General features: G+C 66.1%; 13 protein-coding genes. 6 read left to right on the top strand and 7 right to left on the bottom strand.

The window, feature by feature from the left end; translation table 11 throughout:
* Window positions 1-1138: 1138 nt before the first annotated feature.
* The gene (locus ACFWPX_RS32135) at window positions 1139-1483 is read left to right on the top strand and encodes a hypothetical protein (RefSeq protein WP_378931761.1); all 345 of its coding nucleotides are present in this window, start codon (window positions 1139-1141) and stop codon (window positions 1481-1483) included.
* Between the two features lie 359 nt (window positions 1484-1842).
* Here the strand turns inward: ACFWPX_RS32135 and ACFWPX_RS32130 are convergent, their stop codons facing one another.
* Window positions 1843-2622, bottom strand: coding sequence for a HEPN domain-containing protein (locus ACFWPX_RS32130; RefSeq protein ID WP_378931759.1), 780 nt, complete (start codon window positions 2620-2622; stop codon window positions 1843-1845).
* 497 nt (window positions 2623-3119) lie between these two features.
* On the opposite strand from ACFWPX_RS32130, the gene ACFWPX_RS32125 reads away from it, so the two are divergent.
* Window positions 3120-4073 (top strand): HNH endonuclease, encoded by a 954-nt coding sequence (locus tag ACFWPX_RS32125; RefSeq protein WP_378931757.1) that lies wholly within the window; start codon window positions 3120-3122, stop codon window positions 4071-4073.
* A 404-nt stretch (window positions 4074-4477) separates the two neighbouring features.
* Here ACFWPX_RS32125 and ACFWPX_RS32120 read toward each other — a convergent pair whose 3' ends face one another.
* The 3 genes from ACFWPX_RS32120 to ACFWPX_RS32110 form a co-directional block, all read right to left on the bottom strand.
* A complete protein-coding gene (locus ACFWPX_RS32120; protein ID WP_378915136.1) occupies window positions 4478-4918 on the bottom strand; it encodes a DUF4189 domain-containing protein in 441 nt (146 codons plus the stop codon).
* A gap of 63 nt (window positions 4919-4981) precedes the next feature.
* Window positions 4982-5707 carry a maleylpyruvate isomerase family mycothiol-dependent enzyme gene (locus tag ACFWPX_RS32115; protein WP_378915137.1) on the bottom strand — a complete coding sequence of 242 codons (726 nt, stop codon included), beginning with the start codon at window positions 5705-5707 and terminating at the stop codon, window positions 4982-4984.
* 144 nt (window positions 5708-5851) lie between these two features.
* Window positions 5852-6247: a Rid family hydrolase gene (locus tag ACFWPX_RS32110; protein ID WP_378915138.1), complete on the bottom strand. Its 396-nt coding sequence runs from the start codon at window positions 6245-6247 to the stop codon at window positions 5852-5854.
* 85 nt (window positions 6248-6332) lie between these two features.
* On the opposite strand from ACFWPX_RS32110, the gene ACFWPX_RS32105 reads away from it, so the two are divergent.
* A complete protein-coding gene (locus ACFWPX_RS32105) occupies window positions 6333-7913 on the top strand; it encodes an esterase-like activity of phytase family protein (RefSeq protein ID WP_378931755.1) in 1581 nt (526 codons plus the stop codon).
* On the opposite strand, the gene ACFWPX_RS32100 is transcribed toward ACFWPX_RS32105, so the two are convergent.
* Window positions 7906-8586, bottom strand: coding sequence for a DUF998 domain-containing protein (locus tag ACFWPX_RS32100; RefSeq protein ID WP_378931753.1), 681 nt, complete (start codon window positions 8584-8586; stop codon window positions 7906-7908). The two genes, ACFWPX_RS32105 and ACFWPX_RS32100, sit on opposite strands and share 8 nt — an antisense overlap.
* A 147-nt stretch (window positions 8587-8733) precedes the next feature.
* Here ACFWPX_RS32100 and ACFWPX_RS32095 point away from each other — a divergent pair, with 147 nt between their 5' ends.
* Complete coding sequence (locus ACFWPX_RS32095) at window positions 8734-8862, top strand: hypothetical protein (protein ID WP_378931751.1); 129 nt, start codon at window positions 8734-8736, stop codon at window positions 8860-8862.
* A 20-nt stretch (window positions 8863-8882) separates the two neighbouring features.
* Here ACFWPX_RS32095 and ACFWPX_RS32090 read toward each other — a convergent pair whose 3' ends face one another.
* Together ACFWPX_RS32090 and ACFWPX_RS32085 are read right to left on the bottom strand one after the other, a co-directional pair.
* Window positions 8883-9293 carry a very short patch repair endonuclease gene (locus tag ACFWPX_RS32090; protein WP_378931769.1) on the bottom strand — a complete coding sequence of 137 codons (411 nt, stop codon included), beginning with the start codon at window positions 9291-9293 and terminating at the stop codon, window positions 8883-8885.
* Between the two features lie 80 nt (window positions 9294-9373).
* Window positions 9374-10507 carry a DNA cytosine methyltransferase gene (locus tag ACFWPX_RS32085; protein WP_378931767.1) on the bottom strand — a complete coding sequence of 378 codons (1134 nt, stop codon included), beginning with the start codon at window positions 10505-10507 and terminating at the stop codon, window positions 9374-9376.
* A gap of 470 nt (window positions 10508-10977) precedes the next feature.
* Between ACFWPX_RS32085 and ACFWPX_RS32080 the strand changes: the two genes are divergently transcribed.
* Window positions 10978-12726 carry an ABC transporter ATP-binding protein gene (locus tag ACFWPX_RS32080; protein ID WP_378931749.1) on the top strand — a complete coding sequence of 583 codons (1749 nt, stop codon included), beginning with the start codon at window positions 10978-10980 and terminating at the stop codon, window positions 12724-12726.
* A complete protein-coding gene (locus ACFWPX_RS32075) occupies window positions 12723-14582 on the top strand; it encodes an ABC transporter ATP-binding protein (RefSeq protein ID WP_378931747.1) in 1860 nt (619 codons plus the stop codon). The genes ACFWPX_RS32080 and ACFWPX_RS32075 overlap by 4 nt, the downstream gene beginning before the upstream one ends.

Raw genomic sequence — 14582 nt, 5'->3', positions numbered from 1 at the left:
TTTTGTGTGGGGTTGTGTTTTTTATTTTTCGATTCTCCCGCCAGGGGCCGCGCGCGCCCGCCGCCGGCCCCGCCCGCCGCGCTTCGACGCGCACCCCAGGCAGGTAAGGCGCAGCCGGGGCGCGTCGGCACGTCGGCGACGCTCTGCGCCGAAAGCAGGCGATCGGAACTCTGACCAGCTCACCACAGCATCGACCGTGAGCAGTGGACGAGGCCGACGAGACGGTGCTGCCGCACGAGCTTCGCTCGATTGCCTCATAAGGCCCTGGCTACCGAACTCGCGTAGGCGGTCACCAAGCCGTCACCAGGCCACCCGGAATCCGCAGCGCAGGTGCCCGATCACCAAGCCGCTCACCAGATGCGACCAATTGCTGAACGGAAATTCGCGGTAGCAGGTGACCGGCGTAGGTGTAGGTGCGCTTCCGTCATCGGGGTCACCCTCCGGTGGGTGGCGGGGTCGGTGCAACCGCGGGGGATGCTGCAGATCGTGGCGGGGGTGATGGCCGGTCCTTCCGTGTCGGCAGAATCTGCCGATGGCGTACCAGACCGCACCCACCCCGGCAAGGACCAAGCGGTGTCACCACCCGAGGGGGTCACCCGCGGCGACGTCATTTTCAGGGGTGTCATCTCACTTTTGGTTGGTCAGCCGGGTGACCCCCTCGGGTGGTGAGCCCGTGCCGGGGTGGGTGTGGCCTGGTCCGGCGAGCCCAGATCCCACCGACACGGAAGGCCCCCGACCATGAACATCACCCCCGCCACGATCTGCGACATCCGCGATTGCACCGACCCCGCCACCCACCTCGCCGAGTCCGAGTGGCAGAACCGCACCGCCACCTACACCTACTGCCCCACCCACTAGCGCGCCTTCCTCACCACCGAACGTTCCCTCGCCGCCCTCGACTACTGACTGGGAGGGGGCTCGGCCCCTTTTCTCACCGCCTGGCCGCCGTCAACGAAGCCGGTAGCGGGTCGCCAACGACGTCGACTCCAGGCCCGGCACACCTGCCCGGCGAATTGCTGAACGGAATCCGCGGTGTGGGTGGTGGTATCGCGACCGGTGGCCGCGTGGCTGAACGGATTCGGTCCATTGCGGATTCGCCCGAAGGTGAATGTCGTTCTGCTGCCCTAGCATTCGGCTCGTGAACAACCAGTTTCGATACACCTTCCGCATATGGGAGCCGCTCACAGTGCAGCAGGCCAACCTAGTGCTACCTGCAGTACGCGCGTTCCTGGGACAGGAAGGGCTGGAGCCGAACCATGGGCAGCTCACGCCCACGGATGACGGGCGGTGGACGATGCACGGATCGACAGACGACCTGGATTACGACGACTTCTTGGCACGCCACCCGAGCGGGAGAGAGTTCGAGAGCTGGCAGGATTCAGTAGACGCGTCAATAAGACGGATCGTGACGGAAGCGAACCCGGCTGCCAGAGCTTCCTGCTCCTGGTTCTATTCAGATGACGAGGACTTCTACGACGAGTGACCTATCGCGACCGGTGGCCGCGAGGCCCTGTTCTGGGTTGGCCTGCATTGTGATCCCGCGCCCCTCACACATCAAGGGCGCCGATGGCATCAGCTTCGCTGATTGCTTGCAACCCTTGACCTGCGAGCCTCTGCGCGTGAACGGCAGGCTGTATCGGGCAGGCAGGTGAGCCAGCCCCCATGGGCGCACCCCGCCGCAGAACAGGGCCAATGCCAGTCACCGAGTGCGCGCGATAAGCGGCATTTCCGGACATTCGGATGCACAAGTTGACGGACAAGCTGAAATTAGATTGCAACGCCACCAGAGGCTATCCCCGGGCGTCGCCAGCGAGCCCTGGAACCCTCACCAATCGGCAGTGGTTAGGTAGCAGGAACCGTCGACGCCCGTTTCCTCGGTTCCCAAAGCGGCTTTCCGGTTGACTTCCGCACCGAACCGTTGACCTTGCCTCCGGTAAGGCTGACCAACTTCTTCACAAGTGTGTAGTAGTCGACTACATCCTTCTTCTTGACTCCACCAGCAGCAGTGCCCCGATGCGCAACTGACCCCCGCAGCGTCACAAAGGCATCGAGCTTCGCGGCGGTCTTCGTTGCGGGGTTTCGGGGCCATGCCCAAGACTTCGACATCTGCTCGATACCCAGCGATCTTGCAAACAGCTCGTCGATCTGGGACGTCTTCGGAGTATTTAGCCGACGGTTTCGCTCGGCCTCAATCGATGCCAACCGCGCCTCGATGAATGTTCGCCAGCCGTTGTCAGCGAGCTGCCAGGCAGCGAGATCATGCTTCTGATCCGAGAGCTCTTTGGCTACAAGCTTCTTCAGATGTTCGGGCAAGTCGTTGGCGGACTTCGCGTGCTTGACCAAGTGCCGCGCCCCTTCTGCTGCGATGTCCTCGCAGTACGCTTCCCAGAAGGCTGTAATGAGTACAACACCAGCCTTGTTCAACACCTCGACCTGTCGCCGTCGGCCTGGAGCGGTCCCAGTGAGACTCACGTGGACCTCGAGGAGGCGATCAACATCTTCGCAGTTCTTGTCGAATGCGAGTCGCGCCTTGGATGCCATCTCTGTAGCTAACCACGGATCAATACCGCGAATGAGCGTCACAGCGCCGCCAACTTTGTCTTCCTTCCGAGTGTTTGACATCGGCTGGTGATTGCGCTCGGCTGCGCGAGCCCACTGCCACTGCCCCGGGACAACGCACGCTCATCGCCATGAGCGGATCTTCGACGATGAGCCGTCGACGGCCGCTCCGAGTGTCACCACGTTGTCACAAGTACCCCGAACAACCCCGGATGTCACCGGACAGAATCGGCAGGTCACGGTACGCCGGAAGATGGACAAATACCGGCACGAACGGGCCGAGGCTGCCTCCGGAGCAGCAGTTCGCGTAGCTTGTCCACCTCATCGTTTAGCTCATCACCCAGGCCATGACGCTAAGCGGCTTCGGCGATCTAGTCGATCTCCTTGTCTTGTCTAGTCTCTAGGCGCCTAGGCATGATCAACGGTTAGATGGATCACTTCTGAAAACAAAAGCCCAGGTCAGAAGTGGTTCTTTGAGGTCGTCGGTTACTTCTGAAATTGAGAATCAGCCCAGGACATACTGCATGTTCTTGCGGCCGGCAAAAGGATCGAAGGGCACGATGACCCCTGTCTCCCGCACACGGACCGACCGGGCAGCCCTGCGGACACGGCACAACACGGCCCTCGCGTCGGTGGGCACGGATAGCATCGGCGCCATGCGCTCGTCGAACGCTCTGGATCGAGAATGGTTCTCCCACAACGGCCATCGCACCTTCGAACTCGCCAATCGGCTCTACGACATGGCTGCTACCGGCATGCCGACCGTCGCCCGCATCCACGACCAGCGCTCCGAGGCCCAGTTCATTGCGACGTGGCCAAAGGACACCCTCGTTCACCGCCTCGCGCGAATGGCGGCCCACGACATGTACTACGACGAAGCGGACGCCACACCGTCGACGTGGGAGGTTCGCGACAGGAGCGCACCCGGTGAGGTCCGGACGGTCCGGTACATGTCGGTGACGGTGGCATTGCGCCACTACGGCCTCGAACGCGGCGACGACAGCTTTGATGTTCCACGCACCCTTGATGCCGACGAGGTCTGCCACGACTACTTCGTCAACGAAGTGATGTGGAGCGCCCCCTATGAACAGCTCTTGGGCACGATGGCCGACGAGGTTTTCCACACCGTCTTTCCGTACCGAACCATGCTGTACAACCTCAACTGGATCGCCGCGACTCTCGTTTCTGAGCTTGACGCCGAGATGTGCAGCGAAGAACCCGAGGTCGCCAGCCTCTTCGCTCGACCAGGCCGACTCAAGCGCCGGACGATCCCGGAGTGGGCCCAGCGAGCTGTCTTCTTCCGCGATCAAGGGCATTGCACCTACTGCCGGCGTGACCTGACCGGGCTGTTGAATGCCATGTCCAAGGAGAACTACGACCACATGGTTCCCCTCGCGGAGGGTGGTTTGAACGACGTCACGAACCTTCAATTGCTGTGTAGCGAGTGCAATTCGAAGAAATCCGCCAAGATCATCGAGCCAAGCAATCAGTACATCAGATGGTTCACGCCGTAGACAGACGCCCTGCACGCCGATCTCCAGGCCGCGACCGTCAGCTGGACGGTGCTTCGGCGGGGACGCTCGTGGGACGCCCCACGTCATGGGGTCATCAAAGCCAGGGCAGGCAACATGACTGACCCGCTACTTTCCCAGTACAAACCCCCGGCGATCCGGGCAAACAGCGGCAGACAGCCACGTAGTGACGATCGCAAACACGCTGGTAGCAGTAGGTTTGAAGAAACGTCAGCAGACAGCCGCGGAGCAACGGAACAACCAAGAGGTTAGGGGTTCGAATCCCTTCGGGCGCACAACAATCCGCCTCTCACCAGGATTTTCTGGTGAGAGGCGGTTTTCGTTTGCCCCTAGCGCACCGCCGCTGAAGCACTGGCCTTACCTATTCGCTGAAGCATTGGCCTTACTCATTCGAGGGGTTGCTGAGGGGCGGCGGTTTGGATCGCGCCGATTCCCCACGCTGAGTCCTGGCAGACCGTTTGGATGACCTGCGGTCGTGGACCGGTGGAGGCGCCGATGGCGTTCGCCGCGGCCTCGGCTCGGGAATATGCCCTCGCCCACATCCAGGTGTTGTCCGCTGCACGGGCGACAGCGGCGCACAGGCCGCTCGCCGTGTTGACGTATGCGACGCAGTCGTCGCTTCCACAGGCGTCCTCGGCGGCGTCCTCTGCGGCCCACTCGTAACGGTAGTTCCAGGACGCGGCTGTCGCGCCGGTCCGGTATGAGATGGCGATCGACGCGTACAGCGTCGAGTCGGCGGATGCGGGTGCTGCGGCGACGGTCGGCCCGATACCTGCCACCGCGACCACAGAGAGCAACTGAATGCCCAGTGCAGCAATAGATTTCATGACATTGATTATCGGCGGTCGTGGTTATCGAATTCTTTCCGACGACTGTCGGTGGCGCAGGTGTTACTTCCAGGCCGGCAGCGGGGGGAGTGGGCCAGTGAGGTCTGCTCCGTCGGTGCGGCCGAGGAGCCAAGCTAACAGGGCGCTGGCTGGGCCGAGGACGGTGTGGTGGGGGCGGCCGGGGCCGATGGTGGTGATGAAATCGGTGTCTGTGGACTGGATGTCGAAGGTGGGGGTGGCTTCGGGGAGGAGTTTGGTGGACAGGTCGGCAGCGGCCTCGGGGAGTAGGCGGGCGACGAAGGGGGCTGGCCAGTCGGCGGGGGTGTAGCCGATGTCGAGGTCCACGTGGTGGATTTCGGTCTCGCGCAGGCGCATCCAGGGGATCTGGTCGGCGGTGAGGGTGCCGCCCTGGCGGTTGCGGACCTCGGCCTGCCAGTCGGCGGCGGGCATGGTGGTGGCGACGGCCTGCCAGCGGTGCGCCGTGGCGGTGAAGTCGGCGTGCTGCACGGTGAGCGGGCGGGGTGCGCCCGCCTCGATGTCGGCATCGCGGATGGCGACGCTCGGATACTGCGGCATCTCTATGCCGGTGCGGGCCCACAGCAGCAGATTCAGCAGGCTGTCGGCATTGCGCGACAGATGGGCAAGCACATGACCGCGGGTCCACCCCGGTAACAGGGACGGTTCGGCCAGGGCCGCGTCGGTGAGTGTGCCGATCGCGGTGTCGAAGCGCGCGGTGGAGGCGGCGACCTGATCGAGCAGATCGGTGGGAGTAGCCGTTTCGCTGGTCACAGATTCGAGAGTAGTGCTCCGGACTCCGGCGCATGGGCGATAACGGCGGCGTCGAAACCGCCCTGTGGATAACTCTGCACCTGTGGACAACTCGGCATTTTCGGCTGTCGACGCCGGATCGCCGGAGCGGGCTCGTGTGACGATTCAGTCAGCGATGATCGCGTCCGCCTCGATCTCGACCAGCAGTTCGGGGGCGATCAGCGCGGTGACCTCGTACATGGAGGCCGCGGGGCGGATCGTGCCGAACACCTCGGCATGAGCGGCCGCGATCTCGGGCCAGCGGGCGATATCGGTGACGAAGATGCGCGTGCGCACCACGTCGCGCACACTCGCCCCGGCCTGCTCCAGCGCGGTGGCGATGCGGGCAAGGACCTCACGGGTCTGGGCGCCGATGTCGTCGCCGCCGACGGCACCCCCACCGGTGACGGCGGCCGTGGTGCCACTGACGACGACCTGGTTGCCGACCCGTACCGCCCGCGAATACCCGACGACATCTTCGAAATCGGAGGCTGAGGAAATGTTCACCCGAGTTGTGGTCATGGCCGCCAGAATGGTCCACCGAGCGGTGGAGGGCAATTCATTTGCCGGTCGTCTCCTGGTCGGCTCACGACGGTATGCATGCCAAGTGAACGCACGTCCAGGTCTACGCCTCCTTCCTCTCACCGCCGCGCTGTGCGCTGCCGCCGTTGTGGCGGGCTGCTCATCGCCGGATCCCGATGCCCGCTTCACCGCGGGCAAGGACCAGCCGCTGGTGATCACGCTCGACGACCTGGTCGCCAAGGCCGGCACCAGCGCGGTGCTCGGGGTGAGCCTCGAGCCCGAGCACGGCAACATCACCCGCCGCGCCGACGGCGCCTACGTCTACACCCCGAGCGCCGGCTACACCGGTTTCGACCAGTTCACGGTCACCACCACCGACGCGGTTCGCCTCTACACCACCGACATTCCGGTGCTCGGTGAATTCGGCGGCACCACGGTGCAGGGCAGCGGTTTCGGCTCGGCCTGGACCCCGGTGCCGGGCAGCGCCGACGAGTTCTACGGACTCACCGACCGCGGCCCGAACGTCGATGGTCCGGCCAAGAATGAAAAGCTGTCGCCGACACCGAGTTTCGTGCCGAAGATCGGCCGGTTCAAGCTGGTCGGCAACCGGGCGGAGCTGCAGTCGAGCATCGAGCTGCACAGCTCGTCGGGCGCACCGTTCAACGGCCAGGTCGATACCTCGGCCGGCACCGGCGAGACCATCAAGGACCTACAGGGCAACGTCCTGCCGCCCACCGATCACGGCATCGACCCCGAAGGCCTGGTCGCACTGGCCGACGGCACCTTCTGGATCTCCGACGAATACGGTCCGTTCCTGGTGCATTTCGACGCCAAGGGCAAAGAGATCGAGCGGCTCGCCCCCGGCAACGGCTTGCCGAAGGAGATCGCGCTGCGCACTCCCAATCAGGGCATGGAGGGGCTGACCATCACCCCCGACGGCAGCACCCTGGTCGGCATGGTGCAGAGCGCGCTCAACACCCCCGGTCTGAGTGGTTCGGCCAAGGAGGTGCCGTTCGCGCGCATCGTGACCGTCGACCTGAAGACCAAGGCGCAGAAGGAATTCCTGTACCCACTGGAGAACCCGAAGCAGTCCAAGGTCGCGGTCTCGGAGATCACCGCGCTCAGCGCCACCACCTTCCTGGTCGACGAGCGCGACGGCAACCTCGCACCCAAGTCGGACAAGAAGATCTGGACCATCGATATCGCGGGCGCGACCGATGTCGGCCCGCAGTCCACCGTGCCCGGCGCGACCTATGACGCCGAGAAGGGCGGCCTGCTGATCGACGGCAAGCCGCTGGAAACACTGATCGGTGTCACTCCGACCGCCGATGCCGTCGCCGCGCTGACCAAGGCGGGCGTCACCCCCGTCGCGAAGAAGAGCAACCTCGACCTCTCCGCGCTGGTCGCCGCGCTCGACGAGAAGGGCAGGTTCTTCGGTCACGACAAGATCGAAGGCATCGCCACCCTCGACGGCGGCAAGACCATCTACATCGCCAACGACAGCGACTTCGGTCTGGCCGCCAGCCAGGGCGAACAGCCCCCGTTCGGGTTGAAGCCCAAGACGCTGCCCAACGGCGTGCAGGACACCGGCGAGGTGCTCGCGGTCGACACCACCAAGCTGCCCGCGAAGATCGACGGCTACACAGTGAAGATCACCGTCAACTAGTCCACTCGCGTGCCTCGATGAGTACCGCGGTGGCCAGGGCGAGCAGCCACAGCGACATGGTGCCGACTTGGATTCGCTGGGCGATGCCGAGTGCGTAGGAGCCGGACAGGTTGTCGGCGACCATCATCCAGATGGTCGCCGCCGACCCGAGGACCAGCACGGCGACGCCGAACTCGCGCAGGATTCGCCAGCGGTGGTAGCGGTAGGCGGCGGCGCTGAACGCGAACGCCGCCACCGCGATCGAGGTGACGGCCAGCGTGCTCGTGAGCGCGTGCGGTTGGTGTAGTTGCGGGAACAGTCCGCTGTCGCCGCCGCAAGTGGTGTCATCTGGGGCGCAGTCGTGGAGCGGGAGCAGGGCGTCGGCGATCGTTGACGCGCCGAAACACAACAGGGCCGCCCAGCCGATCGTGGTCAACCGGCGGCGCTGGAAAACGAGCAGTCCACCCAGCGCCGCCGGGATCAGCAACAGGCCGGCCACTTTGTCGGCGGTGGCGAACACCTCGCGATAAGGCTTGCCCTCGGCATCGAGTTCACTGAGGAAGTCGTTGACCGGGTCGGTGTCGATCGGCAGCGCGAATTCCAGCAGCCAGGACGAATAGCACAGGCCCGCGATCGCGATCGCGAGGGCGATCAGCAACGAGTAGCCACGGGTGTGCCGTGCGGATTCGGTCACACCGACCATTGTGCGTGTCCGGCCTCGACGCTCCTACCAGGCGCGCGTCGAGAGCGCGGACGTGGTTTCATCAGGGGTCACAGGCACGCACAGGTTGCTGTCAGGTTCACCGTGCAGGGTGGTTGGTAACCAACGGAGAGGTCCTCGATGAGCTATGTGATCGCGCTGGCAAGTTTCGCCACGATCCTGGCGCTGGCCGTGTCCGGATTCGTCGCGGCGGATTCGTCGCGCGCACGGGTGCGAGTGCGCGCCGAACGCACGCCGCGGCGTCGCTGAAAATCTACAATAATCGCAGGTCAGCCGAGCTTGGATCGCTCCACCAATGAGGTGATCCGCTCGGCTGCTTTGTGTGGATCCTCGTGCTCCCACACCCGCACCACCTGCCAGCCCGCCGCCGTCAACGCGGCATCGGTGGCCCGATCTCGGGCGACATTGCCGGCCAGTTTGTCGGCCCACCACTGCGCGTTGTTCTTCGGATCGGTCGCGTGATCAGGGCATCGATGCCAGAAACACCCGTCGACATAGACCGCGATGCGCAGCCGGGGAAAAACCACATCCGCGCGACGACGCTGGCCCTTGACCGGCGGGCGGTCGACGAAATAGCGCAGGCCCGCGCGGTGCAATTCACGGCGTAGTGCCAGCTCTGGAGCGGTATTCACGCGGCGCTGCTTGGACATGCGCGCGCTTGTCGCCGCGTCGGTCACCAGCCTGCGCGCAGCCGATGAGGTCGGTGGCGACGAAGCAACCGCCTCGTGGGGTGATTCCCCGCCGGCAGCGCGCCGTGCGCTCATGCCGCCCAGCCGCCCATGCGGTCGAGGTGGTCGCGGACATCGTCGAGGAATCCGGGCGGGAAGCGCAGGTTTCCCATCTCGGTGCGCCGCAGGAACCCCGCCGTCGCGCGGGGGGAGAGCAGGCGAGGTTCGGTGAGGAAGTTCTTCAGGTCCTCGTAGGGCTCGTGGACCGGCCAGGTCGAGAGGGGAACTTTGTGCACGACGCCCGCGTGACCCCAGGCGGCGCTCGGCCACGGCTGGCCCGCGGCGATCGGCTCGCCCACGGTCAGCGGATCCGACGGTGCGGCCAGGCGTTCACCGACCCAGTTCGCCATCCGCACACTCACCGCGTTGCCCACCAGTTTCCAGCGATGACCGTGGCGCACGCCAGGAACGTCGAGGGCGGGGGCGGTCCAGTCGGCGTCGAAGCCCTGTAATCGCTCACCGTCGATGATCCCCGGCGTCACGATCTCGCCCGCGGGTAGCCGGATCGCGGGCGGACTGGCGATGCCGAGCCCGGAACCGCCCTTGAGGGTGGGCACCGCGTTCACCGCCCAGCCGAGGCCACGCACACCTTCGGTCCAGTAGAAGCCACACGGATCGCGGTCCGGGTCGCCGTAGTCGCGCGGCCCGGCATCGTCGCCGAACAGCACCTGGCGGGGGTCCTCGGTGCGCGAAGCCAGCATCAGCACGCGCTGACGCCGTTGCGGCAAGCCGAACGCGCGCCCGTCGACGACCCGGTACGCCCAGGCGTACCCGAGTTCCTCGAGCGCCGCGGTGATGTGGCGCATGGCCGCACCGCGACCCAGCTGCAGCATGAACGGGACATTCTCGATCAACAACCACCGCGGCCCGCGCTGCCTGCGAACCAGCCGGAAGACCTCGTCCACCAGGCCCGATCGTCGACCGGTGATGCCCGCGGTGCGCCCGGCCTGCGAGAGATCCTGGCAGGGGAAACCGGCCGCGACGAGCTCGGTGCCTGCGGGCAGTGAACGCAGGCGGGTGATGTCGCCGTGCAGGTCCGTATCGGGGAAACGAGCGGCGAGCACGCCCTGGGCGCCGGGGTCGATCTCGCACAGCAGCTCCGACGCCCAGCCATGCCTGCTCAGACCGAGTTCGAGCCCGCCGATCCCGGCGAACAACCCGACCATCCGCATCAACGACCCCTGTGTCTTTGGAGCGCGGGCGCGCTCGAGTTCGCGGCCCATGATCGGCCCGCTGTTCGGCGGCCGATATTCGCGCCTGCGCCGCATTGTATCGGGCCACTGAACTGCGGGCCGACCGCGAACGAGCGGTCATGAGGGTCGAGTGCTCTCCGTCGGTTGGGCGCTGGGCTCGCTCGGTGTCGAGCACGGGAGAGGTGTGCGGCGCCCGGTCGCGGAGGGGGTGGACGCGGGGGTGCCGACGGGAGGAAAATCGGTGGCCGGGGGTGGGGGTGCTCTGGGACTCTTGAGGGGCCGAACTTGTCGGACCCCGGTGCGAACATCACCAGGCGTCCGTTCCGGAAACCAACCAGCCAACCGGGCATCAAGGGGGAGTTTTGTCTGTCACATCAGAGCTGGCGGCCGCCGAATCGGAGGCCGACAGATCGGAGCGGCCAGCGCCGCGGTCGAGTAGGGGAATGGTGTCGCTGTGGCGATTTCTGCCCTTTCTCCGGCCATACCGGGCGCCGCTGCTGCTGGCCAACGCGCTGGCGATCGTCACCGCGAGCACCGCGATCGCGATTCCGCTCGTCATCGCGCGGGTGATCGACGGGCCGATCGCACGGCGGGATTTCGTCGGTCTGCTTGCCCCGGTGGCGTTGATCTTTCTGCTCGGATCGCTCGAATCGTTCGGCATGTGGGGCAGGCGATGGCTGGTGTCCAAGCCCTCGACGATGTTCGAAATCACCATGCGCGCCAAGCTATTCACGCAGCTGCAAGCCCTCTCGATCGGCCGCCACGACGGCTGGCAGTCGGGTCAGCTGCTCTCGCGCGCCATCGACGATCTGTCGGTGCTGCGGCGGTTCGTCGCGTTCGCCGGCCCGTTCCTCATCGTCAACGGGGTGATCATGCCCATCGGGCTGATCGCGCTGTTCGCGATGAATTGGCAAGTGGGACTGATCTTCACGGTGACATCGCTGCCGCTGACGCTGTTCTGCGCCCGATTCGTCCGCCGGTTCGAGGTGGCCTCGCGGCGTTCGCAGGACCAGTCCGGCGACCTGGCCACCATCGCTCAGGAATCCGCGCAGGGCGTCCGGGTGCTCAAGGCGCTGGGCCGGGGCCGGTTCTTCGGATCGCGTTTCACCGCGCTCTCCCGCGAACTGCAGCGCACCGAAATGGAGAAGGTGCGCCTCGACGCGACGCTGTGGGCGGCGCTGGTGACCCTGCCGACCGTGTCGATCGCGTTGTCGCTCGGGGTGGGTGGCTACTCCGTGGTCTATGGGTCGATGACGATGGGCACGCTCGTCGCGAGCATCACGCTGGCCACGTTCCTGCAGTGGCCGATCATCTGGCTCGGTTTCCTGTTGTCGGAGCTGTTCGAGGCACGCACCGCGGCCGACCGCTACTGGGAGATCATCGACACCCCGCTCGACATCGCCGACCCGGCGCACCCGGTGGAACTACCCACCGCGCTGCACGGGGAACTGGTCATCGATCGTGTCCGCTTCGCCTACCCGCGATCCGGCGACGGTCCGGAACACACCGTGCTGGAAGAGATCTCGCTGCGGATTCGGCCGGGGGAGACGGTCGCGCTGGTCGGCGCGACGGGCAGCGGTAAGACCGCGCTGCTCGAGCTGATTCCCCGGCTCTACGACGTCAGCGGCGGCTCGATCACCATCGACGGCGTCGATATCGCCACCCTGCGTCTGGCCGAGCTGCGCCGGGTGGTGACGGTGGCCTTCGAGGAACCGGTGCTGTTCTCGGCCAGCGTGCGCGAGAACGTGGCATTGGGCGACTCGCGCGCCACCGATGCCGATGTGCGTCAGGCGCTCGATATCGCGCAGGCGAGCGAGTTCGTCGACGCGTTGCCGTGGGGACTCGACACCCGCATCGGCGAGCAGGGCATGAGTCTGTCCGGCGGGCAGCGTCAGCGTCTGGCGCTGGCCAGAGCCGTGCTCACCGGCGAGACCGCGGCGAGCGGCCGGATCATGGTCCTCGACGATCCGCTCTCGGCGCTGGACGTGGAAACCGAAGAGCGCGTGCAGGATCGGCTGCGCGCGGTGCTCTCCGGGGCGACCACCCTGCTCGTCGCGCACCGGCCGTCCACCGCCGCGCTGGCCGATCGCGTCGCCCTGCTCGCCGACGGGCGCATCGTCGCCGAGGGCAGCCACGAGAAGCTGCTGCGCACGAGCAGCCACTACCGCGAACTGATGGGAGGTGAGGCATGAGCACCGAGACCGTGACACCGGAAAAGGCGGTGCCGGCGGAGCAATCCGATCTGGCCGCCGACTGGCGAGGTATCGCCAAAGAAGACGACACCGTCACCGGAACCGGAAACCTGGTGCTGGCCGGGCGATCCCGGCGATTGCTCCTCGATCTGGTGCGGCCCTACCGCAAGCAGGCGATCGCGACCTTCGTCCTGATCCTGCTCGACAACGCGGCCAAGGTCTCGCTGCCGCTGTTCATCGCCTACGGGCTCGACCACGGCATCAGCCAAGGCCGCCAGGGCAATTGGACGCCGATGATCGCGACCGTCGCCGGGTTCGTCGCGGTGACGGTGCTGTCGGGGCTCACCACCTTCGCCTTCTTGCGAGCCTCCGGGTCGCTGAGTCAGCGGGTGTTGTTCGACCTGCGGGTGCGCGCGTTCCGGCACACCCAGCGGTTGAGCGTGTCGTTCCACGAGAAATACACCTCGGGCAAGGTCGTCACCCGGCTCACCAGCGATATCGAAGCCCTGCAGGAGCTGCTCGAAGGCGCGCTGAATCAGGCGCTGAGCGCGGTGATCTCGGTGGTGACCATCGCGGCGCTGCTGATCTGGCTCGACCCGCTGCTCGCCTCGATCGTGCTGATCGGGTTCGTGCCGCTGGTGCTGGTGACGCGGTGGGCGCAGCGGCGTCAGCGGGCGGGCTATCGGCGCACGCGTGGCGCGATCTCGCGCGTTGTCGTGCAGTTCGTCGAATCGATGAGCGGCATGCGCGCGGTGCAGGCGTTCCGTCGCGAACACCGCAACGAGGAGGTCCTCGGCGTCGAGGACTCGGCGTACCAGAAGGCGACCACGACCGCGGTTCGCGGGATGGGCGACTACGTCGGGCTGTCCAATTTCATCGGCAAGCTGACCACGGTGATCGTGCTGCTGGTCGGCGCCTGGCAGGTGATGGAGGGCAACCTCGCGATCGGTGTGCTCGCCGCCTACCTGCTCTACCTCGACCAGTTCTACGGTCCGCTCGACGAACTCGCGCAGGTGTTCAACTCCTACCAGTCCGCCGCCGCGGCGCTGGAGAAGATCTCCGGCGTGCTCGAGGAGGAACCGGCCGTCGCCGAACCCGAACGCCCGGCCACGCTCGCCAGCGCGACCGGCGCGGTGCGGATGGACAAGGTCTGGTTCGGCTACAACACCACCTCGGTGCTGCCGGAGTTCGACCTGGCGATCCCGGCCGGACAGGTGGTGGCGCTGGTCGGTGCCACGGGCGCGGGCAAGTCGACGCTGGCGAAACTGCTCACCCGGTTCTACGACCCGAGCGGTGGCGTCATCACGCTCGACGAGGTGGATCTGCGCCACCTGGCCGATGCCGAGCTGCGCAGGCACGTCGTGATGATCACGCAGGAGGCCTACCTGTTCTCCGGCACCATCGCCGACAACATCCGGCTCGGCAGGCCCGACGCGACCGACGCCGAGGTCGCCGTGGCCGCGCGGGCGGTGGGTCTGGACGTGTTCGTCGCCGGGCTCCCCGACGGGTATGCGACCGACGTGCGGACGCGCGGCGGCAGGCTCTCGGCGGGGCAGCGTCAGCTGGTGGCGTTCGCGCGGGTGTTCCTGGCCGATCCGGCGGTGATCGTGCTCGACGAGGCGACCTCCAGCCTGGATATCCCCGGTGAGCGGCTGGTTCAGCACGCGCTCGAGACGCTGCTGCGCGACCGCACGGCCGTGATCATCGCCCACCGGCTGTCCACCGTGGCAATTGCCGACCGGGTGCTGGTGCTCGACGGTGGCCGGATCGTGGAAGACGGCACACCGACCGAGCTGATCGCGGGCCAGGGACGCTTCGCCGGATTGCACGCCGCATGGCGGGATTCGCTGGTGTGA

It is taken from the genome of Nocardia sp. NPDC058518 (genome assembly GCF_042719655.1).
In the GTDB taxonomy this organism is placed as follows: Bacteria; Actinomycetota; Actinomycetes; order Mycobacteriales; family Mycobacteriaceae; genus Nocardia.
Note: the sequence above shows the minus strand (reverse complement) of the source record. Positions and strands in the feature narration are given on the sequence as shown.